Source organism: Streptomyces sp. NPDC008317 (assembly GCF_042955955.1).
In the GTDB taxonomy this organism is placed as follows: Bacteria; Actinomycetota; Actinomycetes; order Streptomycetales; family Streptomycetaceae; genus Actinacidiphila.
The window spans coordinates 241,241-263,904 of the sequence record NZ_JBIBFQ010000003.1; the positions used below are offsets into that span (position 1 = coordinate 241,241).

The following is a 22,664-nucleotide window of genomic DNA, read 5'->3' on the forward strand; positions in this document are numbered from 1 at the left end:
AAGTTGTGAGAGCCGGACCCTTACTTGGACGTGGAGTCGGGGCCGTCCTGCCCCGGCGCGTCCTCGGTCTTGCTCAGATCAATGCGGTGCTCGCCCGAGTCCTTGGCGTCCTTCTTGACGTCGTCCGTCGCAGCGGCATCCCCGGAAGCCGCGTCGGCGGTGACGTCGCCTTCGGTGTCCTCGGTGTCGTCGTGCTCGATCTCCTCCGGCTCGATGCCGTGCACGATCCGGTTGAACTCCTCTTCGGCCAGCACGGCGCCGATGGCGTTCTTCGCGAAGTGTGCGTGCACCCCGTCCGTCAGCTCAAGGAGGACCGTCTCCTCGTTCACTTCCTTGACCACGGCGTACATGCCACCGATCGTGCGGACGCCCGATCCGGGCTCCATCTGGTTCCGCATGGTCAGTGCCTGGCGCTGCTTGTTCTTGGCCGAGCGCGTCATCATGAACATGACGCCAACAATCAGGACCAAGGGGAGGAGAGTGACGATACTCACGGTCTGGACGTTCCTTCGCACGGCCAACGTGGGGCTGGCCTGGGTTTCGGGATGTGGGTGCCGATCCGGAGGAAGGGCGTCGGCGGAGTCTAAGCGCTGGCTCGCCGCCTGAACAACGCCAAGCATGGCACTGGGGTTCCTGAAGGGGCGAGTCTATCGGCGGTCAGGGTCCGAACAACCCGCTCTGTCCGGGTCCGGCGGGATTGTGCGGCGGTACCAGACCGAGGTGCGTCCAGGCCGCGGGCGTGGCCACCCGGCCGCGCGGTGTCCGGGCCAGCAGGCCCTCCCTGACGAGGAACGGCTCGGCGACCTCCTCGACGGTCTCGCGCTCCTCGCCGACCGCGACGGCGAGCGTGGACAGGCCGACGGGCCCGCCGCCGAAGAGCTTCAGCAGCGCCTGGAGCACGGCCCGGTCCAGCCGGTCGAGCCCGCGCTCGTCCACCTCGTAGACCTCCAGCGCCTTGGCGGCGATCTCCCGGCTGATCACACCGTCCGCCCTGACCTGGGCGTAGTCGCGGACCCGGCGCAGCAGCCGGTTGGCGATCCGGGGGGTGCCGCGGGAGCGTCCGGCGATCTCGGCGGCGCCGTCGTCGGCGACCTCGACGTCCAGCAGCCCGGAGGAGCGGCGGATGACCTTCTCCAGTTCGGCGGGGGCGTAGAACTCCATGTGGCCGGTGAAGCCGAAGCGGTCGCGCAGCGGGGGCGGCAGCAGTCCGGCCCTGGTGGTGGCGCCGACCAGGGTGAAGGGCGGCAGTTCCAGCGGGATCGCGGTCGCGCCGGGGCCCTTGCCGACGATCACGTCGACCCGGTAGTCCTCCATCGCCATGTAGAGCATTTCCTCGGCGGGCCGTGACATCCGGTGGATCTCGTCGAGGAAGAGCACCTCGCCCTCCTGGAGCGAGGACAGGATCGCGGCGAGGTCGCCCGCGTGCTGGATGGCGGGTCCCGAGGTGATCCGGATGGGCACGCCCATCTCGGCCGCGATGATCATCGACAGCGTCGTCTTGCCGAGGCCGGGGGCGCCGGAGAGCAGGACGTGGTCCGCGGTGCCCTGGCGCTGGCGGGCGGCCCTGAGCACCAGGTCGAGCTGCTGCCGTACGCGCTCCTGCCCGATGAACTCCCCCAAGTCCTTGGGGCGCAGCGCCGCCTCGACCGCCTGGTCCTCATGGTCGGCGGTGGCGCCGACCAGTCGCTCCGGCCGCTCGTCGGTGGCGTCGTCCCAGTTCATGGTTGGTCTCTCGGGTCGGTGTGGGGTCGGCGGTACGGACCGGCGTCACCGGTACGGGTGCGGCCGGCGGCGTCAACAGGGCGGTCAGCGGGTGCGGTTGAGGGTCTGGAGGGCCGCGCGCAGCAGCGCGCCGACGTTCGGCTCCCGCTCGGCCTCGGCCTGCGGGGTGACGGCGGCGACCGCCTCGTCGGCCTCGCGGGTGGCGTAGCCGAGGCTGAGCAGCGCGGCGTGCAGCTGCTCGCGCCAGGAGTCGCCGACCGGGCTGCCGATTCCCCGGTCCGCGCCGGAGCCGACCGGTTCGCCCAGCCGGTCCTTCAGCTCCAGGAGCAGCCGCTGCGCTCCCTTCTTGCCGATGCCGGGCACCGCGGTCAGCGCCTTCTCGTCGCCGACCGCGACCGCGGAGCGCAACGCGTCCGGGGTGTGCACGGCGAGCATCGTCTGGGCGAGCCTGGGGCCGACTCCGCTGACGGTCTGGAGCAGTTCGAAGACCTGCCGCTCGTCCTCGTCCGCGAAGCCGTAGAGGGTGAGCGAGTCCTCGCGGACCACCAGGGAGGTGGCGAGCTTGGCGGGCTGGCCGATCCGCAGCGCGGCCAGGGTGTTCGGGGCGCACTGGACGGCCATGCCCACGCCGCCGACCTCGATGACCGCGGTGTCGGGGGCGAGCGCGGCGACCTGGCCGCTGACGAAGGCGATCACTTGGCGGACTCCTGGGGTCGTACGGGGCGGTGGGCGGCGATGGCCTGCTGGAGGCGGTTGGTGGCGGCGCCGCGCCAGATGTGACAGATGGCCAGTGCCAGCGCGTCGGCGGCGTCGGCCGGTTTCGGCGGGGCGTCGAGCCGCAGCAGCCGGGTCACCATCGCGCCGACCTGCGCCTTGTCGGCCCGGCCGCTGCCGGTGACGGCGGCCTTGACCTCGCTGGGGGTGTGCAGGTGGACGGGCAGGCCGCGGCGGGCGGCGCACAGCATGGCGACCGCGCTCGCCTGGGCGGTGCCCATCACGGTGCGCACATTGTGCTGGCTGAAGACCCGCTCCACGGCGACCGCCTCCGGGCGGTGTTCGTCGAGCCACTCCTCGATGCCGCGCTCGATCAGGACGAGCCGGTCGCCGATCTCCGCGTCGGCCGGGGTGCGTACGACGCCGACGCCGACCATCGTCAGCGGGCGTCCGGGAACGCCGTCCACCACTCCGATGCCGCACCGGGTCAGACCCGGGTCCACGCCGAGCACTCGCATGCCGCCCCCTTCCGCGCCCGTCAGCCGCCGTCTTCGCCAACCTGTTCGTGCAGGTTATCGGTTGGGGCCGACAAACAGCGGAGGGGCCGACGGGGTGTGTCCCGTCGGCCCCTCCGGCTGACCGTCCGTCAGGGTCCGCTCGCGCGCGGCCCCAGCGTCACCGCCTGAGCGCGGCTCAGGCGTCGACCTTCTCCATGACCTCGTCGGAGACGTCGAAGTTGGCGAAGACGTTCTGCACGTCGTCGCTGTCCTCCAGCGCGTCGATGAGCTTGAAGATCTTGCGCGCGCCGTCCTCGTCCAGCTCCACCTGCATGGTGGGCAGGAAGTTGGCGTCGGCCGAGTCGTAGTCGATCCCGGCCTCCTGGAGCGCCTTGCGGACCGGCACCAGGTCGGTGGCCTCGCTGACCACCTCGAAGGACTCACCGAGGTCGTTGACCTCCTCGGCGCCCGCGTCGAGCACCGCGTCCAGCACGTCGTCCTCGCCCAGCTCAGCCTTGGGGACGATCACCACGCCCTTGCGGTTGAACAGGTACGACACCGAGCCCGGATCGGCCATCGAGCCGCCGTTGCGGGTCATGGCCACCCGCACGTCGGACGCGGCGCGGTTGCGGTTGTCGGTCAGGCACTCGATGAGCACCGCGACACCGTTGGGACCGTAGCCCTCGTACATGATCGTCTGGTAGTCGGCGCCACCGGCTTCGAGACCGGCGCCGCGCTTGACCGCGCTGTCGATGTTCTTGTTCGGTACCGAGCTCTTCTTCGCCTTCTGGATGGCGTCGAACAGCGTCGGGTTGCCGTCCGGGTCGGCGCCACCGGTCCGCGCCGCGACCTCGATGTTCTTGATCAGCTTCGCGAAGAGCTTGCCGCGCTTGGCATCGATCACGGCCTTCTTGTGCTTGGTCGTAGCCCATTTAGAGTGGCCGGACATCCGACTGTCTCCTTCGCGTCACCAAATGCTGTCTTTCGTCGCGCCGTCGATCCTACCGGGATCCGGTCAGCCCGCCGCGCGCACAGTGTCCACGAAGAATTCATGGACCCGGTGGTCGCCGGTCAGTTCGGGGTGGAACGACGTGGCGAGCACATTGCGCTGACGGACGGCGACGATGTGGCCACCGTACTCGGCGAGCACCTCCACGTCCGCACCCACCGACTCGACCCACGGCGCGCGGATGAAGACGCCCTCGACCGGGCCGCCCTCGACGCCCGTGACGTCGACGACCGCTTCGAAGGACTCGTTCTGCCTGCCGAAGGCGTTGCGGCGGACGATCATGTCGATGCCGCCGAAGGTCTCCTGGCCGGACCTGGGGTCGAGGATCTTGTCGGCGAGCATGATCAGTCCCGCGCAGGTGCCGTAGACCGGCAGGCCGCCGCGGATCGCCTCGCGCAGCGGTTCCATCAGGCCGAAGAGCACGGCGAGCTTGGAGATGGTGGTGGACTCGCCGCCGGGTATCACCAGGCCGTCGATTCCGGCCAGTTCCTCCGGGCGCCGGACGGGACCGGCCGCGGCGTCCGCCGCGGCCAGTGCCGTCAGGTGCTCCCGGACGTCGCCCTGGAGTGCCAGGACGCCGATGGTGGGAGAGCTGGTCATCGTCGCCTTACCAGCCGCGGTTGGCGTAGTGCTCGGACTCCGGGAGGGTGTCGATGTTGATGCCGACCATGGCCTCGCCGAGGTTGCGGGAGGCGTCCGCGATGACCTTCGGGTCGTCGAAGAAGGTGGTGGCGCGGACGATCGCGGCGGCGCGCTTGGCCGGGTCGCCGGACTTGAAGATGCCGGAGCCGACGAAGACGCCCTCGGCGCCGAGCTGGCGCATCAGGGCGGCGTCGGCCGGGGTGGCCACACCGCCCGCGGAGAACAGCACGACGGGCAGCTTGCCCAGCACCGACACCTCCTTGACCAGCTCGTACGGGGCGCGCAGGTCCTTGGCGGCGGCGTACAGCTCGTTGTTGTCCAGGCCCTTGAGGCGGGAGATCTCGCCCTTGATCTGGCGCAGGTGGCGGACGGCCTCGACCACGTTGCCGGTGCCGGCCTCGCCCTTGGAGCGGATCATGGCCGCGCCCTCGGCGATCCGGCGCAGGGCCTCGCCGAGGTTGGTGGCGCCGCAGACGAAGGGGGTGGTGTAGGCCCACTTGTCGGAGTGGTTGACCTCGTCGGCGGGGGTCAGCACCTCGGACTCGTCGATGTAGTCGACGCCGAGCGCCTGGAGGACCTGGGCCTCGACGAAGTGGCCGATCCGGGACTTGGCCATCACGGGGATGGACACCGCGTTGATGATGCCCTCGATCATGTCCGGGTCGGACATCCGGGCCACGCCGCCCTGCGCGCGGATGTCGGCCGGAACCCGCTCCAGTGCCATGACGGCGACGGCGCCCGCGTCCTCGGCGATCTTCGCCTGCTCCGGGGTGACGACATCCATGATCACGCCGCCCTTGAGCTGCTCGGCCATACCGCGCTTGACGCGTGCGGTGCCGGTCTCGGGGGTGGTGGCGGAGGGGCTGGTGGACACGGTGACCTCACTCGCTGACGAAATCGGTGGCTTTTCTCCATGGTCCGGCCGGTCGCCGGGGGCGGGAAAGGGCCAATTCCGCCGCGGTGGCTCCCCGCGGACCGGCGGGTGGCCGTGTGGCCCGCGCGGATCGGTGTGTCCGGCGGGTGCCGGTGCGCTCCGTGGTGCCGGGGCGTTCAGTGCGACCCGGCGCCGTCCGCCGTGAGCGGCACCGGCGGCTCGTCGTCCATCTCGAAGGCCAGCGGGAAGGGGGCGTGGCCCGCGAGCCGGAACCAGCGCACCACGCGGTGTCTGCGGACCGCCCGCGCGGCGCGTACCGCGTCGTTGTGGAAGCGCCGGGCCATCGGCACCCGCCGTACCGACTGGGTCAGCTCCTTGATCGCCTCGGTGCCGCCCGGCGCCTCCCCGATCTCGGCGACCGCGCCCGGCTCGGAGAAGACCGCGCGCAGCGCCTGGCTCAGCTCGCTCTCGGCGACCTCCCGCTGCTCCGGCTCGGCCTGCCGGGCGGCGTGCGCGGACTCGTACAGCACGATCGACGCGGCCGGGTCCAGCACACCGGCCGTGGCCAGTTCCTGGGCGACCGAGGCGCGGCGCAGCAGTTGCGCGTCCAGGGCGGCGCGCGCCGCGTCGATCCGGGCGTGCAGGCGGTCGAGGCGCCCGGCCGTCCAGCTCAGGTAGAGGCCGATCGCGACGATCGCGACCGCGACCCAGATGATGGTGGTCACTGTCAGTCCCTTGCCAGGCCGAATCTCGCCCGAAGGCTGGTGCGTTCGTCCGCGGCGACATGCGCGGCGCCGTCGGTGACGGTCTCGTAGACGGACAGGATGTCACCGCCGACCACCGACCAGTCGAAACGCCGCACATGGGCGCTGCCGCGGGTGCGCAGTTCGGTACGGCGGGCGGGGTCGCCGAGCAGCCGCAGGGCGGCGGCGGCGAGCGCGTCGGCGTCCTCGTTGGCGAAGAGTTCGCCCGCCGCGCCCTGGTCGAGGACCTGCGCGAAGGCGTCGAGGTCGCTGGCGAGCACGGCGGCGCCCGCCGACATCGCCTCGACCAGGATGATCCCGAACGACTCGCCGCCGGTGTTGGGCGCCACGTAGACGTCGACGCTGCGCAGCAGCCGCGCCTTGTCCTCGTCGCTGACCATGCCGAGGAATTCGACCCGGTCGCGCATCGCCTCGGGCAGCGACTCGACGGCCTCCTCCTCGTCGCCGCGGCCCGCGACCAGCAGCCGGGTGCCGGGCAGCTCGGCGAGGATCTTCGGCAGTGCCCGGATCAGCACGGGCAGGCCCTTGCGCGGCTCGTCGATCCGCCCGATGAAGCCGATCGTGCCGCCCTGCCACTCCTTCTTGGGCTCGGCCCGCGCGAAGAAGTCCACGTCGACGCCGTTGGGGATGACGACCGCGTCGCCGCCCAGGTGCTCGACCAGGGTGCGGCGGGCGTACTCGCTGACCGCGATCCGGGCCCTGATCTTCTCCAGCGCGGGTTGCAGGATCGGGTACGCGGCGATCATCGCCCGCGACCGCGGGTTGGAGGTGTGGAAGGTGGCCACGATCGGGCCCTGCGCCGCCCAGCAGGCCAGCAGGCCGAGCGAGGGCGAGGCGGGTTCGTGGATGTGGATGACGTCGAAGTTGCCGTCGTGCAGCCAGCGGCGGACCCGGGCGGCGGACAGGAAGCCGAAGTTGAGCCGGGCGACCGAGCCGTTGTACGGGACCGGCACGGCGCGGCCCGCCGACACCACGTACGGCGGCAGCGGTGTCTCGTCGTCGGCGGGGGCGAGCACGGAGACCTCGTGGCCGAGGCCGATCAGGTGCTCGGCGAGGTCGCGGATGTGGAACTGGACGCCGCCGGGGACGTCCCAGGAGTACGGGCAGACGATCCCGATCCTCACGTTTTCTCCGTTCCGGAGTGGTCAGGTGGGCCGCCGGCCGTACCGCCCGCGCCCGACGGGCCGTCCGTGCCGGCCGTGCTGTGGGCGCCGTCCGTGCCGTCGGCCCTACCGGCGCCTTCGGCCGCGGCGGTGCCCGGGCCGCCCCGCGGGGAGACGCCGGACGTGCCCTCCGCCGTTGCTCCCGCGCTCTCCCCCGCCGTGTCGGCGCCGCCCGCCGGGGGTTCGGGGCGGGGTTCGAGGTCGGACAACCACAGGCGTTGCAGCATGTGCCAGTCCTCGGGGTGCTCGGCGATGCCGGAGGCGTACGCGTCGGCCAGTCGCTGCGTCATCGCGGCCGTCTTGGACGTACGGTCGCCGGTCGCCGGGACCTCGACCGGCGGGTGGACGCGACCGCGCATGACGGGCGACTCGTCGTACCAGAGGGTGACGGGGAGCAGCAGCGCTCCGGTCTGCTGGGCGAGCATGGCCGGGCCCGCGGGCAGCCGGGTGCGCTCGCCGAAGAAGTCGACCTCGACGCCGCTGGCCGACAGGTCGCGGTCGGCGACCAGGCAGACCAGGCCGCCGGACCGCAGCCGCCGGGCCAGGGTGCCGAAGGCGGCGCCGCCGGTGTGCGGCAGCACCTCCATGCCCAGGCTCTCGCGGTAGGCGACGAAGCGGTCGTACAGCGTCTCGGGCTTCAGGCGCTCGGCGACGGTGGTGAAGGGGGTGTCGAGCGCGGTGGTCACCCAGGCGCCGGCCAGGTCGTAGTTGGCCATGTGCGGCAGCGCCAGGATGACGCCGCGCCCGGCGGCGAGGCCGTCGGTCAGGTAGTGGACGTCGGCGGGGTCGAAGCCGCCGCGGATGCGGTCCTTGCTCCAGGCCGGGAGCCGGAAGGACTCCATCCAGTAGCGCAGGTAGGACCGCATGACCGAGCGCGACAGCGCGCGCAGCCGTGCCTCGTCGGCGTCCGGCACGACCCGGACCAGGTTGGCCTCGAGGCGTCGGACGCCCTTGCCGCGCTGCCGCCACGTGACGTCCGCGATGGCGCGGCCGAGCGCTCGGGCGGCCGGTTCCGGCAGCGTCTTGACCGCGCTCCAGCCGAGCCCGTAGAGCCCGTCGGCGAGGCTCCCCCTGAGCCGCGCGGCCCGGGAGGCGTCCTCGCTCACGCGCTGCTCCCCTGCCCCGAGGTGGCGGCGGCTGCGGCGTCGGCCTCCGCGGACTCGCGGCGTACGGTGACGACCCGCTGGACGAGGGTGACCAGGCTGCCCGCGGCGACCGCCCACAGGGCGATCGGCAGCAGGTACTGGATGCCGGGGACGCCGAATTTGTGCAGGCCGGCGAAGCCGCACAGGGTCAGCGTGATCACCAGGCGCTCGGCGCGCTCGACCAGGCCGTTGACGTTCACCGGCAGGCCGATCGCCTCGCCGCGCGCCTTGGTGTAGGACACCACCTGGCCGCTGGCCAGGCAGAAGATCGTCACCGCGCACAGCACGAGGTCGTCGCCGCGGCCCGCGTACCACATGGCGAGTCCGCCGAAGATGCCCGCGTCGGCGACCCGGTCGAGGGTCGAGTCGAGGAAGGCGCCCCAGCGGCTGGAGACCCCGGCCTGGCGGGCCATGTTGCCGTCCACCAGGTCGGAGAAGACGAAGAGCGTGATCACCACGGTGCCCCAGAAGAACTCGCCCCTGGGATAGAAGGCCAGTGCGCCCGCCATGACACCCGCGGTGCCGAGCAGGGTCACCGCGTCGGGGCTGACCCCCTTGCGGAGCAGAAATGCGGCGAACGGCGTGAGAACACGCGTGAAGAACGCACGCGCGTACTTGTTCAGCATGGCCTTCCCGACAGGTCGGAGGATGGTGTCACGGCGGCCGGAGCGGCAGCCGGATGGCCCATCGTAGCCAGCCCGCGCGCACCGGATGTCCCAGGCCGTGCCGGAGCGGCGGGGGCGGCGGCCCGGCGTACGACGTATGGACGCACCCGGACGGCCGTGGGAAGGTCGAAAGACCGCGGGCGTCGTCGAGGCCGCCTGTGCGTGGAGCGGTCTCCCGTGGCGCCCCTGTGACGCGCCCCCCACCGAGGGCGCGGTCCGTGCAGTGAGGACCGGGAGGCGAGAACGCGTGGGTGGTGCAGCGGACAGGAGAGACGCACAGCCAGGAGCCGCCGGAAGGGCACCGGCGGCCGACCGCCCCGAGAACGTGCGCAATGTGGTGCTGGTCGGCCATTGCGGATCGGGCAAGACGACATTGGTGGAGGCGCTGGCGCTGACCACCGGCGCGGTGAACCGGGCAGGCCGGGTCGAGGACGGCGGCTCGGTGTCCGACCACGACGAGATCGAGCAGCGGCAGCAGCGCTCCGTACAGCTCTCGCTCGTCCCCGTGGAGTGGGGCGGGATCAAGGTCAATTTGCTGGACACCCCCGGCTACGCCGATTTCGTCGGGGAGTTGAGGGCCGGTCTGCGCGCCGCGGACGCGGCCCTGTTCGTCGTGTCGGCCGCGCAGGACGGCGAGGGCATCGGCGGCGCGACCCGGATGGTGTGGGAGGAGTGCGCGGCCGTCGGGATGCCGCGGGCGGTCGTGGTGACGCACCTGGAGTCGGTGCGGGCCGGTTTCGAGGAGATGGCGGCGCAGTGCGCGGCGGAGCTGGGCGGCGACTCCCCCGATTCGGTGCTGCCGCTGTATCTGCCGGTGCACGGGCCCGCGGGCCCCGACGGCCACGCCCCGGTGACGGGCCTGGCGGGGCTGCTCTCGCAGCGGGTGTACGACTACGCGTCCGGCGAGCGGGCCGAGGCCGAGCCGGACGCGGCGCTGGCGCCGCTGGTGGAGCAGGCGCGCAACCGGCTCATCGAGGGGATCATCGCCGAGAGCGAGGACGAGACCTTGATGGACCGCTACCTCGGCGGCGAGGAACTGGACGTCAGGACGCTCGTCGACGACCTGGAGCGGGCGGTGGCGCGCGGCTCCTTCCACCCGGTGCTGGCCGCCGCGCCCGCCGCGGACGGCGCCCGGCAGGGCCTGGGCACCGTGGAGCTGCTGGAGCTGATCACCGGCGGTTTCCCGACCCCGCTGGAGCGGGAGGCGCCGCCGGTCACGACGCCGGACGGCGGCGGGCGCCCCGCGCTGGTCTGCGACCCGGAGGGGCCGCTGGCCGCCGAGGTGGTCAAGACGTCCTCGGACCCGTACGTGGGCCGGATCAGTCTGGTGCGGGTCTTCTCCGGCACCCTGCGGCCGGACGAGACGGTGCACGTGTCGGGCCACGGCATGGAGGACCGCGGGCACGAGGACCACGACGTGGACGAGCGGGTCGGGGCGCTGTCGTCGCCCTTCGGCAAGCACCAGCGGCCGGTGCCCTCGGCGGGCGCGGGCGATCTGGTGTGCGTGGCCAAGCTGACCCGCGCCGAGACCGGCGACACGCTCTCGGCCAAGGACGGGCCGCTGCTGATGGAGCCGTGGGTGATGCCGGACCCGCTGCTGCCGATCGCCATCGAGGCGCACAGCAAGGCCGACGAGGACAAGCTCTCCCAGGGCCTGGCGCGGCTGGTCGCCGAGGACCCGACGATGCGTCTCGAACAGAATCCGGACACCCGGCAGGTCGTCCTGTGGTGCCTGGGCGAGGCGCACGCCGACGTCGCCCTGGAGCGGCTGCGCAACCGGTACGGGGTGCAGGTCGACGCGGTGCCGCACAAGGTGTCGCTGCGGGAGACCTTCGGCGAGCCGGTGACGGCCCGCGGGCGGCACGTCAAACAGTCCGGCGGGCACGGGCAGTTCGCGATCTGCGACATCCAGGTGGAGCCGCTGCCGGTCGGCTCCGGCATCGAGTTCGTGGACAAGGTGATCGGCGGGGCGGTGCCGCGGCAGTTCATCCCGTCGGTGGAGAAGGGCGTCCGCACCCAGGCCGCCCGCGGGGTCGCGCTCGGCTTCTCGGTGGTCGACATCCGGGTCACCCTCACCGACGGCAAGGCGCACTCGGTGGACTCCTCCGACGCCGCCTTCCAGACCGCGGGCGCGCTCGCCCTGCGCGAGGCCGCCGCGGGCGCGCCCATCCATCTGCTGGAACCGGTCTGCGAGGTCGGCGTGCTGGTGCCGGACGCGTACGTCGGTTCGGTGATGAGCGATCTGTCGGGGCGGCGCGGCCGGGTGCTGGGCACCGAACCGGCCGCAGACGGGCGGTCGGTGGTGCGCGCCGAGGTCCCGGAGATCGAGATCGGCCGCTACGCCGTCGATCTGCGGTCGCTGTCGCACGGCACCGGCCGGTTCAGCCGGCACTACGCGCGGCACGAGCCGATGCCCGCCCAACTGGCCACGAGACTGCGCCGGCAGGAGGAGAAGGACGAGGCGACCGCGCACGGCAGATGACGGGCGCGCGACGGAGAATCAGCGCCGGCGGACGCCGGAACAGCGCCGCTAAGTCGCCAAGTGGACATGTCCGCTGGCCAATCGGCGGCTCGCGGCCACGCCGCGGGCCGTCGCGCCGCTAATCTGGAGACTGCTCCGAACGTGTGACGTTCACCCGTGCGGGGAATGGGCCGGTCGGAGCCGTATGGACCGGTGAACCGGTGGATGTACGGGACTGGCGACTGGGGGCCTGTGGTGACGGACGGTATCGGGTTCGATTTCAGCCCAGGTGCGCAGATTCCGCTGACCGGCAGCGACGGTGAGACCGGTGCGACCCAGGCGCTGGCGTCCGCCGCGTACCGCGACACTCCGGTGACGACGCTGGTCGACGCCAACAGCGAGGCGAGCGTCAAGGCGCCGCGGCTGTCGCTGTTCGCGCCGAATCTGGGCGAGGCGTTCTCCCGCGCTATCCAGGTCAGGATGCTGGGCGCGGCGCGCAGTGAACTGGTGCAGTCCTTCGGTGTGGTGCCGCAGACCGTGGTGGAGCACGCGCTGGCCGCCAACCGGATTCGGCAGGAGCGCGACAACCGGCTGACCGTGGTGATGGGCGTGTGCGGGGTGCTCTTCCTGCCCGGCGTGCTGCTCTGGCTCGGCGCCTTCCAGTTGCGCAAGTCGCTCGGGTCGCTGAAGGCTCGGGGCAACAAGTCGGGGGCCTTCGGGGCCGTCGTGCTGGCCGTGGCCGCCGCCTTCACCGTGCTGCTCGCGGTACGGCCGCCGTTCAGCGGTTTCTGGCAGCAGTATTTCCGCGTCCTGATGATCGCGCCGATCATCGGCTGGTTCTGGGCGAAGCGGATCTGCGAGGCCACCGCGAAGGATCTGCGCAGCCGCTGGGCGGGCCTGGTCGCGGGCACCGCGGTCGGCGCGAAGATCCCCGAGGCGGTGCCGCGCAACCCCAACCAGACCCGCGCGGAGCTGCTGCGGCAGAGCCTGGCCAAGCTGTCCGCGGAGCAGAACAGCAATGTCGTCTTCTACGCGGGGCCCAAGGGCATACTCGGCATGGGCAGCCGGTGGGCGAACTGGCAGATGGCCGAGGAGCTGATCCCGCGCGAGGGGCTGGCCGAGATCCACCCGTTCCGGAGCTGGGACGTCATCCGCGCCATCCACGACCAGCTACGGATGATCGAGCGCGGCCCGCTGCACACCGGCGGCTTCCCCAAGCCGTCGATAAAGCACTGGGTCGTGGTGCCGGTCGGCGAGGGCGCGGGCAAGATCTCCCGGCCCACCGGACCCGAGGTCGACTCGTTCTCGGTCAAGGACTTCGAGATCCAGCGGATCTGCAACACGCAGCAGTTCGGCAAGGGCAACCGGCACTATCTGGGCATCCAGTTCACCCTCTGGGACGGCAATCTCGTCATCACGCTGATGACGACGGTGACGGTGCTGGCGCACACCCTGCGGATCGAGGTCACCGGGCACGCGCTCGGCCCGATCCACGGGATCTTCACCTCCGGGCCGCCCGCGAAGGAGAAGACGATCACCAAGCCGGTGAAGTTCTGGGAGACCAGGACCGTACAGCTCCCGCTGATCGAGTCGGACGAGGTGGTACGGCTGGCCGCCCGCGCGCCGCTGACCCGCTTCCCCGCCGTGTTGGACTACCTCGGCGGCACGCTGAAGCTGCCCGAGCCGTTCGGGCTGCGGCACACGTGGGCCGACAAGCCGTGGAAGCACCGGTTCATGGCCGACGACGCGCTGCGCGCGGCCACTCCGGTGCTGCGGGCGGTGCACGCCGCCGCGATCCAGGTGATGAGCGAGAACGGCGTGGACACCTCGCACTTCACCAGCCGCTCGATGATGCTGAGCGGTCTGTCGCAGAGCGTGGAGCCCAGGAAGGCCGACGCGTACGACGCCTAGGACCTGTCCGGGCTCCGGCTCCGGCTCCCGCTCATGCGGGGTTCAGGGCGACGGGACGTTTCAGGACGACGGGACGTCCGTCAGGAGGGCCAGACGTCCGCGAGCATCTTGCGGGTGTCGGCGAGGAGCTGCGGCAGCACCTTCGTGTGTCCGACGACCGGCATGAAGTTGACGTCGCCGCCCCAGCGCGGCACCACGTGCTGGTGCAGGTGCGCGGCGATCCCGGCGCCCGCCACATCGCCCTGGTTCATCCCGATGTTGAAGCCCTGCGCGCCGGAGGCGGACCGCAGGGCGGTCATCGCCTGCTTGGTCAGCACGGCCAGTTCCGCCGTCTCGGCGCCGTCCAGCTCGGTGTAGTCGGCGACGTGCCGGTAGGGCACCACCATGAGGTGCCCGCTGTTGTACGGGTACAGGTTGAGCACCGCGTACACGTGCTCGCCGCGCGCGATGACGAGGCCGTCCTCGTCGGACTCGGCCGGGACCGCGCAGAACGGACATCCGTCACCGGCACCGGGGCCGGTGGGCTTGTTCTCGCCCTGGATGTACGCCATCCGGTGCGGGGTCCACAGGCGCTGGAACGCGTCCGGCACCCCCGCTCCGATCTGCTGTTCCGGCTCACTCGTCATGCCGTTCAGCATAGGACTTCCCCCGGAGCACGCGTGCTGCGGGGGAAGTCCCGGATCTCACGGGCGGCGGACGTCGGCGCCGTCAGACCTGGATGCGGCGCTCCACGGCGTCCACCATCTCGGCGATGGCCTCGTCGCGCGGAATGCCGTTCTTCTGCGAGCCGTCGCGGTAGCGGAAGGAGACCGTGCCGCCGGACATGTCCTCGTCGCCGACGATGACCATGTACGGCACCTTCAGCTTCTGCTGGTTGCGGATCTTCTTCTGCATGCGGTCGGAGGACGCGTCCACGTCGACCCGCAGGCCCTTGCGCCTGGCCTCCGCCGCGAACTCCTGGAGGTACGGCACGTGCGCGTCGCCGATCGGGATGCCGACCGCCTGCACCGGGGCGAGCCAGGCCGGGAAGGCGCCCGCGTAGTGCTCGAGCAGCACGGCGAAGAACCGCTCGATCGAGCCGAACAGCGCGCGGTGGATCATCACCGGGCGGTGCTTGGTCCCGTCGGGGCCGGTGTACTCCAGGTTGAACCGCTCGGGCAGGTTGAAGTCGAGCTGCACGGTCGACATCTGCCAGGTGCGGCCGATGGCGTCCTTGCACTGCACGGAGATCTTCGGCCCGTAGAAGGCGGCGCCGCCCGGGTCGGGGACCAGCGGCAGCCCCTGCTTCTCGGCCACCTTGCGCAGCGTCTCGGTGGCCTCCTCCCAGACCTCGTCGGAGCCGACGAACTTCTCCGGGTCCTTGGTGGACAGCTCCAGGTAGAAGTCGGTCAGTCCGTAGTCGCGCAGCAGATTCAGCACGAAGGTGAGCGTGGTGTCCAGCTCGTCGGCCATCTGCTCCTTGGTGCAGTAGATGTGCGCGTCGTCCTGGGTGAAGCCGCGGGCCCGGGTCAGACCGTGCACGACGCCGGACTTCTCGTACCGGTACACGGTGCCGAACTCGAAGAGCCGCAGCGGCAGTTCGCGGTAGGACCGGCCGCGGGCGTCGAAGATCAGATTGTGCATCGGGCAGTTCATGGGCTTGAGGTAGTAGTCCGTGCCCTCGTCGAGCTGCATGGGCGGGTACATGCCGTCGGCGTACCAGTCCAGGTGGCCCGAGGTCTCGAACAGGGTGCCCTTGGTGGCGTGCGGGGTGTAGACGAACTCGTACCCCTCCTCCTCGTGCCGCCTGCGCGAGTAGTCCTCCATGGTGCGGCGGATGATGCCGCCCTTGGGGTGGAAGACCGCGAGGCCCGAGCCGATCTGCTCGGGGATGGAGAAGAGGTCCAGCTCATTGCCCAGCTTGCGGTGGTCGCGCTTGGCGGCCTCCTCCAGGAAGTCCAGATGCGCCTTCAGCTCTTCCTTGGTGGGCCAGGCGGTGCCGTAGATCCGCTGGAGCATCGGGTTCTTCTCGCTGCCGCGCCAGTACGCCGCCGCGTTGCGCATCAGCTTGAACGCCGGGATGTTGCGGGTGCTGGGCAGGTGCGGGCCCCGGCAGAGGTCCTTCCAGCACAGCTCGCCGGTCTTCGCGTCCAGGTTGTCGTAGATGGTCAGCTCGCCGGCGCCGACCTCGACGTCCGCGCCGTCGTCCGAGGACGCGGCGCCGCCCTTGAGGCCGATCAGCTCCAGCTTGTACGGCTCGTCGGCCAGCTCCTCGCGGGCGGCCTCGTCGGTCACGACCCGGCGCGAGAAGCGCTGGCCGCGCTTCTGGATCTCCTGCATCTTCTTCTCGACGGCCTTGAGGTCGTCGGGGGTGAACGGCTTCTCGACGTCGAAGTCGTAGTAGAAGCCGTCCTTGACCGGCGGCCCGATGCCGAGCTTGGCCTCGGGGTGCAGCTCCTGCACGGCCTGCGCCATCACGTGCGCGGTGGAGTGCCGCAGGATGTTGAGGCCGTCCTGGCTGGTGATGTCCACCGGCTCGACCTCGTCGCCGTCGGCGAGGGCGTACGCGAGGTCCTTCAGCTCGCCGCCGACGCGGGCGGCGATCACGGACCGCTCGCCGGGGAACAGTTCGGCCGCGGTCGTGCCCGTCGTGACCGTCCGCTCTTCCAGCTCAACGGAATCGCGTTTGATGATCACACGGACATCTGACACCGGTCTGCTCCTGACTCAGGTCCTGCTGGCTGTGGTGACTCGGCGGCGGCGGGCGCCGCACCGCTGAATCGTACCGAGCCGCGAGGGCTGCCCGCGAAGCGATAACCCGCGGGGGTGGCGGCGCGAGGTGCCGTGAGTCCCGACGACCGGCCGCATCGCGGTCCTCATCCCTGGGGCCGGTCCTGAGGAAGGCCCTGGGGAGGGCCGCCGAGCGGCGGTGCCGGGGTGTCGTCGCCGAGCGGTGTCCGGCTGAAGTCCAGCGGCAGCCGCACGTTCCGGTAGCGGCCGACCGCCGGATGCTCCAGGGTCTCCACGGTGCGCCGCTCGCGCAGATAGTCGTCGTCGGCCAGGGACTCCAGGGTGCGTACGGGCGCGCAGGCGATCCTCGCGGTCCGGCACGCCGACACGATCCGCGCGACGGTCCGGCCGGACACGTAGTCCGCGATGACCGCCTGGACCTCGTCCGACCGGCCGCCGCGCTGTCCCGCGGTGGCGAACCGGGGGTCGTCCAGCAGGTCGTCGCGCCCGGCGAGCACGAGGAAGCGCCGCCAGTCGGTGTCGGTGTACGGCATGACGCAGACCCAGCCGTCGCGGGCCGGATGCGGGCGCCGGGCGGGTGCCAGCGACCGCGCCCACCCGATGTCGCCGCGCGGCGGGTCGAAGGTGTGGCCCGCGAGGTGCTCGACGAGGTTGAACGCGGCCATGTTGTCGACCATCGGCACGTCCACCCACTGCCCGTGGCCGTCGCGCAGGCGGCTGTACAGGGCCGAGACCGTCGCGAGCGCCATCAGGAGGCCGCAGGTCTTGTCGGCCGTGACCGACGGCGAGTACGCCGGTTCGCCGCCGCGCAGGCGGTAGCTGTCGGCCATGCCGGACAGCGCCTGGACCGTGTCGTCGTAGCCGGAGACGTCACGCAGGCCGGAGCGGGAGCTGTACGCCTGTCCGGTGCAGAGCACGATGTCGGGACGGACCCGCGCGAGCGCGTCGTAGTCGAGGCCGAGCCGTTCGCGGGCGCTCGGCAGGATGTTGGTCACCACCGCGTCGGCCCCGGCCACCAGGTCGGTGAAGCGGCGTCGGTCCTCCCCCGTCGCCAGGTCGAGCACCACGGAGGTCTTGTTGCGCAGCAGCCGGAGCGACAGGGCCGAGAGACCGTCGGCCGCCGTCGGCCCGATCCGGCGCCCGATGTCGCCGCCCGGCGGCTCGACCTTGACGACCTCGGCGCCGAGGTCGGCCAGCAGCGAGGTCGCGTACGGCCCCATCACCACCGACGTGCAGTCGATCACGACGGTGCCCGCCAAGGGACCGCCGCGCGGGGCCGCGTATCGCGTCGGCCCGGAATCTCCTGTCGGCACGGAATCTTCTGTCGGCACGCGGTCTCCTGTCGGCACGCGGTCTCCTCGAAGACGTCGGTCTCGGCCCCGGGACCGGGCCACTTGTGCGCCGGGGGCGCGGTGGCATCGTCTCCAGGACAGCCCCGGCGCCGCCCTGGAGTTGCCCACGCACTCGGCGGCGCCGACTTGTGCTCAGCCACAAAGGGGGCCGATAGCCTGGGGCGATGGACACTGGCGAGGGCGTCGCACGGTCGGTGACCCCCGCCGCCGCGTCCTCGGCGGCCGTGGGCACGCTGCGCGACCTGCTGGAGAGCCTGGGACCGCACACGCTGCGGCTCGTCGGCGGTGACCGGGCGCGGTTGGCCCGGCCCGCGGGCGAGCCCGTGGTCCACGGTCCCGACGAGCCGATCCACGACGTGGTGGGCGCTGTCGTACTGCTCACCGGGGGCAGGTCCGATCCCGCCGAGGTGACCGACCGGATACGGCAGGCCGCCGCCGCGGGCGCGAGCGCGGTCGTGGTGAAGGCGTGGGGCCGGGACCTGGGCCGGGCCGTCGAGGCCGCCCGCGAGGCGGACATCGCCCTGCTGTGCACGCCCGACGAGATGGCCTGGCGGCGCCTGGACGCGTTCGTCACCGCGGCCGGTGCCGCTCGGGCCGCCGTCCCCGGGGAGGCGGGCGGCATCGGCGACCTGTTCGGCCTGGCCAACGCGATCGCGGCGTCGCTGGGCGGGCCGGTCACGATCGAGGAGGTCGACGGCCGGATCCTGGCGTACTCCAACCTGCCGGACCAGGAGATCGACGAGATCCGGCGGTTGGCGATCCTCGGCCGCCGGACACCGGAACGGCCTGGCGACGCGGCGAAGTACCAGGCCGTGATCGCCGCGCAGGGCCCGGTGCGGTTCGCCAGTTCGGGTCCGGAGTACGCCGACCGGATGGCCGTCGCCGTACGGGCGGGGCACCAGGTGCTCGGCGTGATCTTCGTCCTGGCGGACCGGCCGAAGCTGGTGGACGACGCGGAACGCGCGCTGCTGGACGCCGCCCGCAGCGTCGCCTTGCACCTGCTGCGGTCGCGGGAGGCGGTCAGCCCCGAGCGGGAGCGGCGCGGCGACGCGCTCCGCGGTCTGCTGGCCTCCTCGCTGGACGCGGCGAGCGCCGCCGCAGCGCTGGCGCTGCCCGCGCGTGCCTCGTTCGTCCTCGCGACGGTACGACCGGTCGCCAGTGAGCTGCGGGCCGCCGACGCCGCCCGCGTCCGCGACCTGATCACGCTGCACGGTGAGCACTGGCACCCGGAGTCGGCGGCCGTGCTGGAGGCGGGCGACGTCGTCCTGCTGCTGCCCGTACTCGACCCGCCCCAGGACGACCGGGGCCAGGCGCGGCTGGCCGCGCGGCTGCGCAGGCTGGGCACGGACCTGGTGACGGCGGCCCGCAGGTCCGCCGGGGTGGAACTGGTCGTCGGCTTCGGCGCCGTCGTCGACGGCCTCGCGGCCGTCGCCGGGTCCCGGCCGCTCGCCCGGCGGGTCGTGGACACGCTGCTCGACCCGCGCGCCGATCCGCCCCACGGCGGTGTCGCCACCCTGCACGACGTGCGCCCTCAGGTCGTCCTCGCCTGTCTGCGGTCCGGGGCGCCGATCGACGAGGACGTGCTGCGGCTGCCCGCCGTGCGCGCCGTCCTGCGCCACGACGCGGACCAGGGCACCGACTACGCCGGGACGCTGCTGGCGTATCTGGGGTCCGCCGGGAGCGTCGCCGCGACCGCCCGCGCCCTCGGCGTCCACGAGAACACCGCCCGCTACCGGGTCCGCAGGCTGACCGAGATGTTCGGGGTCGCCCTGGACGCGAGCGACGACACGCTCGTGACGTGGCTCCAACTGCGCAACGCCGTGCGCGGCCCCCGGGGCGCACGCGGCTGAGGCCCTTGTGGGGACCGACAAGCCGCGGGGTCGGGCCCGTGGCGTGACGACAACGGCGGCGGCGCCCGCGCCTTCTACCGTTCGGGGCGGAACGGAGGAATCACATGACATCAACCCTGCTCGCCCACGTCCGCGTCGGCCTCGGCGGCCCACCTCGCGACGTCCTGGTCCGCGACGGGCGCGTCACGGCGATCGGCGGCGTCGGCGGCGTCCCGCCCGAGCCGGACACCGAGGTGATCGCGTTCGCCGACGCCACCCTCGTCCCCGGTTTCGTCGACGGCCATGTGCACATCGAGCAGTGGGTACGGAATCTGCGCGCCGTCGATCTCGGCGCCGCGCGGAGCCCGCGCGAGGCCGCGGTCATGATGCGGGACGGCATGCGCGCGGCGCACCGTACCGGGATCGTCTGGGGTCAGGGCATCGTGCCCGCGCTGTGGGAGGAGGCTCCGCACAAGCGTGTCCTGGACGAGCTGGTGGGCGACGCGGCGGTGGCCGTCAGCACCATCGACCTGCACACCACGTGGCTGAGCAGCGCCGCGCTCGACCTGGTCGGCCTGCGCGGGCACCCCACGGGGGTGCTGCGGGAGACCGCGTCGATCGAGACCAAGGCGCGGCTGGCGGCGATGGTGCCGCCCGCGGAACTCGACGCCTGGGTCGGGGAGTCCGTCGCCGCGCTGCCCGCGCTGGGCGTCACCGGCCTGACCGACCTCGCCTACGCGGACAACGTCGAGGCGTGGCGCCGCCGGTCCCGGCCCGGCGCGGTGCCGGTCAGGGTGCTGGCCGGCGTCTGGACGCCATGGCTGGACGGCGCCATCGCCGCGGGGCTCCGTACGGGGCAGGTCGTCGCGGGGACCCACGGGCGGGTGCGGGTCGGGCCGTACAAGATCGTCAGCGACGGGTCGCTCAACACGAGGACGGCGTGGTGCGTCGATCCGTATCCGCACCCGGCCGGGGCCGGTGACGCGTGCGGGCTGTCGCTGGTGCCGCTCGACGAGCTGGTCGAGCTGATGGGCAGGGCGTGGGCGGCCGGGCTCGAACCCGCGGTGCACGCGATCGGCGACCGGGCGAACTCCGCGGTGCTCGACGCGTTCGAGCGGGTCGGGTGCCCCGGCAGGATCGAGCACGCCCAGCTGGTGAGCGAGCGGGACATGCCGCGCTTCGCCCGGCTCGGCGTGGTCGCGTCGGTCCAGCCCCAGCACGCCGTGACCGACCGGGACGTGGCCGATCTGCACTGGCCGGGCCGCACCGACCGGGCCTACGCCTTCCGCTCCCTGCACGCCGCCGGTGCCCGTCTTGAGCTGGGCTCCGACGCGCCGGTCAGCCCGCTGGACCCGAGGCTGGCCATCGCCGACGCGGTCTTCCGCACCGACGACGACCGGCCCGCGTGGCACCCCGAGCAGAGCGTCCCGCTGGAGGTGGCGTTCGCGGCGGCCGCCGCGGGCCGGGGCCCGGTGTCCGTCGGCGACGTCGCCGACCTCGTGGTCATCGGCGGGGACCCGCGCGCGTTCGACCGCGCCGCGCTGCGGACCATGCCGGTGCTGACCACGATGGTCGGCGGCACGCTCACGCACCGGTCGGTCTGAGGGGCCGCCCCCGCGTCGGGCCCGCCCGGCCCCGGTCGGGCGTTTCCGGCGACGGCGTGCCTACGGGCCGGGCGCGTCCTCGGGGGCGCCGATCAGCCGCGACACGCGGGCGCCCAACCGCCGTGCGACGCCCTCCAGTTCCCGTGTCCGCGGCCTGATGCTGTCGGTCGAGCCGACCAGGCAGGCCGCGGCGGCGACCGAGTTGCTGGAGTCGCGTACCGGCGCGGAGATGGAGATGATCCCCAGTTCGTCGATGGACTTCATCGACAGCACGCCGTCGCGCCCGGCGCGGGCGAAGCGCCGCAGGAACTTCTCGACCTGCTCCGGCGGGTGCCTGTTCGGCAGGACCCGGCGCAGCTCGTCGGCCTCGAAGTCCGATGCCAGGGTCGGTCCGCCGTCGGAGCCGATGATGGGGGCGAGGCGCCCGAGCCACGGCGTCATGCTCAACCCCTCGCCGACGCTCTGGAGTTCTTCGACGAGCGTGAGGCTGTGCATCCCGTTCAGCACGGTGATGAACGCGCACACCCCGGTCGTCGCCGCCGCTTCGGCCACGAGCGGCCGACCCTTTTCGAGGATCATCGGCAGGGTCGCGGCGCGATGCCAGCCGTGCACCGCCCAGCTCGCCTCGAACCGCGCGCCGTCCTTGCTCCTGCGGACGACTCCCGCCCGGCCGCACGACTCCAGCAGGCGGCGGACCCGGTCGGGCCGCAGCCCCGTCCCGCTCGCGATACCGGCCAACGAGTCGCGCCCCGCGGACAGATGCCACACGATCCGCAGTGCCGCCTCAAGGCCCAGCGGGCTGCCGTCGCGGCCGAGCGGACCTCCGGCCGCGATGTTCGGCCGGTCCAGTTCGTCGTCCACCGTGCGTTCGAGCAGCCGCCGCGCCTCGTCGAGCACACGGCGCGCCCGCGGTACGACCTTGGCGGCGCGGCTGACCGGCAGCCGGGCCGCCAGTACGGCGACGCATTCGCCGACGGGGCTCATGACCGGCACGGCGATCTCCACGCCCATGCCGATGGTCGACTCGGCGCGGAGCGCCCGCGGCGGGCCGTCGGTGTCTTCGAGGCGCGCCGCGCGCACGATCGCGCGCCGGGCGTTGTCGACCGACTCGCCCACCTTGGCGTGCGCGCGCAGGGGCCATACCGACTCGACCGAGGCGACCACCCGCATGCCCTGCGCCGTCGGTGCGGCCAGGCACGCGGTCTCGCCGGTGAGCGTCGCGACGAGCGTCAGCGCGGACCGGACGGACCTGGCGAACGGGGCCGCCGCGCGGCCGGAGAGCTCGATGGCCCGCCGTCCGATGCGGTAGGTCCCGTACGCGCTCCCGCGCTCCAGCAGTTCGAGTTCCGCCAGTTCACCACAGAGCCGGGAAGCGCTGCTCAGCACCGTGCCCAACCGTCCGGCGATCTCCCCGACCGGCATCGGCAGGGTGGGGTCGGGACGATTGCCGACCTGCTGCACCGCGTTCAGTCCCGACAACACATGTGTCGTCATCACCGGGTCCTCGACGATCCGTGTCGCGTGGGCCTTCCGTCGTGGCCGGGGCGACGTGCGTTCCCCGCACCGTAGCAGTGGCCCGCCC

19 protein-coding genes are annotated in these 22,664 nt (G+C 72.4%); 4 read left to right on the forward strand and 15 right to left on the reverse strand.

From position 1 onward, the window contains the following. Positions 1-20 precede the first annotated feature (20 nt). The 11 genes from yajC to pgsA form a co-directional block, all read right to left on the reverse strand. Positions 21-494, reverse strand: a complete 474-nt coding sequence (gene yajC / locus ACFY9V_RS10940; RefSeq protein WP_355332517.1) for a preprotein translocase subunit YajC — start codon at positions 492-494, stop codon at positions 21-23. 163 nt (positions 495-657) lie between these two features. Further along, positions 658-1,722 (reverse strand): Holliday junction branch migration DNA helicase RuvB, encoded by a 1,065-nt coding sequence (gene ruvB, locus ACFY9V_RS10945; protein WP_355332520.1) that lies wholly within the window; start codon positions 1,720-1,722, stop codon positions 658-660. An 84-nt stretch (positions 1,723-1,806) separates the two neighbouring features. Next, positions 1,807-2,418: a Holliday junction branch migration protein RuvA gene (gene ruvA, locus ACFY9V_RS10950; RefSeq protein ID WP_355332522.1), complete on the reverse strand. Its 612-nt coding sequence runs from the start codon at positions 2,416-2,418 to the stop codon at positions 1,807-1,809. Continuing rightward, the gene (ruvC, locus tag ACFY9V_RS10955) at positions 2,415-2,954 is read right to left on the reverse strand and encodes a crossover junction endodeoxyribonuclease RuvC (RefSeq protein ID WP_188285212.1); all 540 of its coding nucleotides are present in this window, start codon (positions 2,952-2,954) and stop codon (positions 2,415-2,417) included. Before ruvC ends, ruvA begins: the two co-directional genes overlap by 4 nt. Before the next feature lie 175 nt (positions 2,955-3,129). After that, a complete protein-coding gene (locus tag ACFY9V_RS10960; protein WP_391160821.1) occupies positions 3,130-3,882 on the reverse strand; it encodes a YebC/PmpR family DNA-binding transcriptional regulator in 753 nt (250 codons plus the stop codon). 66 nt (positions 3,883-3,948) lie between these two features. Continuing rightward, positions 3,949-4,542 carry a pyridoxal 5'-phosphate synthase glutaminase subunit PdxT gene (gene pdxT, locus ACFY9V_RS10965; RefSeq protein WP_355332527.1) on the reverse strand — a complete coding sequence of 198 codons (594 nt, stop codon included), beginning with the start codon at positions 4,540-4,542 and terminating at the stop codon, positions 3,949-3,951. A 7-nt stretch (positions 4,543-4,549) separates the two neighbouring features. Further along, on the reverse strand, positions 4,550-5,458 hold the full coding sequence (gene pdxS / locus ACFY9V_RS10970) for a pyridoxal 5'-phosphate synthase lyase subunit PdxS (RefSeq protein ID WP_355332529.1): 909 nt from the start codon (positions 5,456-5,458) through the stop codon (positions 4,550-4,552). Positions 5,459-5,634: 176 nt separating this feature from the next. Beyond that, the gene (locus ACFY9V_RS10975) at positions 5,635-6,183 is read right to left on the reverse strand and encodes a hypothetical protein (protein ID WP_355332532.1); all 549 of its coding nucleotides are present in this window, start codon (positions 6,181-6,183) and stop codon (positions 5,635-5,637) included. A gap of 2 nt (positions 6,184-6,185) precedes the next feature. Next, the gene (locus tag ACFY9V_RS10980; protein ID WP_391160824.1) at positions 6,186-7,346 is read right to left on the reverse strand and encodes a glycosyltransferase; all 1,161 of its coding nucleotides are present in this window, start codon (positions 7,344-7,346) and stop codon (positions 6,186-6,188) included. Further along, positions 7,343-8,491, reverse strand: coding sequence for a phosphatidylinositol mannoside acyltransferase (locus tag ACFY9V_RS10985; protein ID WP_355332536.1), 1,149 nt, complete (start codon positions 8,489-8,491; stop codon positions 7,343-7,345). The genes ACFY9V_RS10980 and ACFY9V_RS10985 overlap by 4 nt, the downstream gene beginning before the upstream one ends. Next, positions 8,488-9,156 (reverse strand): phosphatidylinositol phosphate synthase, encoded by a 669-nt coding sequence (pgsA, locus tag ACFY9V_RS10990; RefSeq protein ID WP_355332539.1) that lies wholly within the window; start codon positions 9,154-9,156, stop codon positions 8,488-8,490. The genes ACFY9V_RS10985 and pgsA overlap by 4 nt, the downstream gene beginning before the upstream one ends. Positions 9,157-9,442: 286 nt before the next feature. Between pgsA and ACFY9V_RS10995 the strand changes: the two genes are divergently transcribed. Next, entirely contained in the window at positions 9,443-11,677 is a 2,235-nt protein-coding gene (locus ACFY9V_RS10995; RefSeq protein WP_391160827.1) for an elongation factor G-like protein EF-G2, read from the forward strand. 204 nt (positions 11,678-11,881) lie between these two features. Continuing rightward, positions 11,882-13,567, forward strand: a complete 1,686-nt coding sequence (locus ACFY9V_RS11000; protein ID WP_355332546.1) for a hypothetical protein — start codon at positions 11,882-11,884, stop codon at positions 13,565-13,567. 80 nt (positions 13,568-13,647) lie between these two features. Here ACFY9V_RS11000 and ACFY9V_RS11005 read toward each other — a convergent pair whose 3' ends face one another. The 3 genes from ACFY9V_RS11005 to ACFY9V_RS11015 all read right to left on the reverse strand — a co-directional run bounded on the left by ACFY9V_RS11005 (position 13,648) and on the right by ACFY9V_RS11015 (position 17,628). Then, positions 13,648-14,205 carry an HIT domain-containing protein gene (locus ACFY9V_RS11005; RefSeq protein WP_188285222.1) on the reverse strand — a complete coding sequence of 186 codons (558 nt, stop codon included), beginning with the start codon at positions 14,203-14,205 and terminating at the stop codon, positions 13,648-13,650. Between the two features lie 70 nt (positions 14,206-14,275). Further along, a complete protein-coding gene (thrS, locus tag ACFY9V_RS11010) occupies positions 14,276-16,258 on the reverse strand; it encodes a threonine--tRNA ligase (protein ID WP_391160829.1) in 1,983 nt (660 codons plus the stop codon). Between the two features lie 164 nt (positions 16,259-16,422). Beyond that, entirely contained in the window at positions 16,423-17,628 is a 1,206-nt protein-coding gene (locus ACFY9V_RS11015; protein ID WP_391160831.1) for a CoA transferase, read from the reverse strand. Between the two features lie 185 nt (positions 17,629-17,813). Between ACFY9V_RS11015 and ACFY9V_RS11020 the strand changes: the two genes are divergently transcribed. Together ACFY9V_RS11020 and ACFY9V_RS11025 are read left to right on the forward strand one after the other, a co-directional pair. Beyond that, positions 17,814-19,499 (forward strand): helix-turn-helix domain-containing protein, encoded by a 1,686-nt coding sequence (locus ACFY9V_RS11020; protein ID WP_391160833.1) that lies wholly within the window; start codon positions 17,814-17,816, stop codon positions 19,497-19,499. Positions 19,500-19,603: 104 nt separating this feature from the next. Continuing rightward, positions 19,604-21,082, forward strand: a complete 1,479-nt coding sequence (locus ACFY9V_RS11025; protein ID WP_391160835.1) for an amidohydrolase family protein — start codon at positions 19,604-19,606, stop codon at positions 21,080-21,082. Positions 21,083-21,142: 60 nt separating this feature from the next. On the opposite strand, the gene ACFY9V_RS11030 is transcribed toward ACFY9V_RS11025, so the two are convergent. Beyond that, positions 21,143-22,576: a hypothetical protein gene (locus tag ACFY9V_RS11030; protein WP_391160837.1), complete on the reverse strand. Its 1,434-nt coding sequence runs from the start codon at positions 22,574-22,576 to the stop codon at positions 21,143-21,145. Between the last annotated feature and the right edge of the window lie 88 nt (positions 22,577-22,664).

What these genes read in the sequence shown, in the direction of transcription:
- ruvC (WP_188285212.1), bottom strand. Translation starts at nt 2,954, where the DNA reads ATGCGAGTGCTCGGCGTGGACCCGGGTCTGACCCGGTGCGGCATCGGA.
- pgsA (WP_355332539.1), bottom strand. Translation starts at nt 9,156, where the DNA reads ATGCTGAACAAGTACGCGCGTGCGTTCTTCACGCGTGTTCTCACGCCG.
- ACFY9V_RS11000 (WP_355332546.1), top strand. Translation starts at nt 11,882, where the DNA reads ATGTACGGGACTGGCGACTGGGGGCCTGTGGTGACGGACGGTATCGGG.
- ACFY9V_RS11005 (WP_188285222.1), bottom strand. Translation starts at nt 14,205, where the DNA reads ATGCTGAACGGCATGACGAGTGAGCCGGAACAGCAGATCGGAGCGGGG.
- ACFY9V_RS10960 (WP_391160821.1), bottom strand. Translation starts at nt 3,882, where the DNA reads ATGTCCGGCCACTCTAAATGGGCTACGACCAAGCACAAGAAGGCCGTG.
- ACFY9V_RS11020 (WP_391160833.1), top strand. Translation starts at nt 17,814, where the DNA reads ATGGACACTGGCGAGGGCGTCGCACGGTCGGTGACCCCCGCCGCCGCG.
- ruvB (WP_355332520.1), bottom strand. Translation starts at nt 1,722, where the DNA reads ATGAACTGGGACGACGCCACCGACGAGCGGCCGGAGCGACTGGTCGGC.
- ACFY9V_RS11030 (WP_391160837.1), bottom strand. Translation starts at nt 22,576, where the DNA reads ATGACGACACATGTGTTGTCGGGACTGAACGCGGTGCAGCAGGTCGGC.
- pdxT (WP_355332527.1), bottom strand. Translation starts at nt 4,542, where the DNA reads ATGACCAGCTCTCCCACCATCGGCGTCCTGGCACTCCAGGGCGACGTC.
- ACFY9V_RS11025 (WP_391160835.1), top strand. Translation starts at nt 19,604, where the DNA reads ATGACATCAACCCTGCTCGCCCACGTCCGCGTCGGCCTCGGCGGCCCA.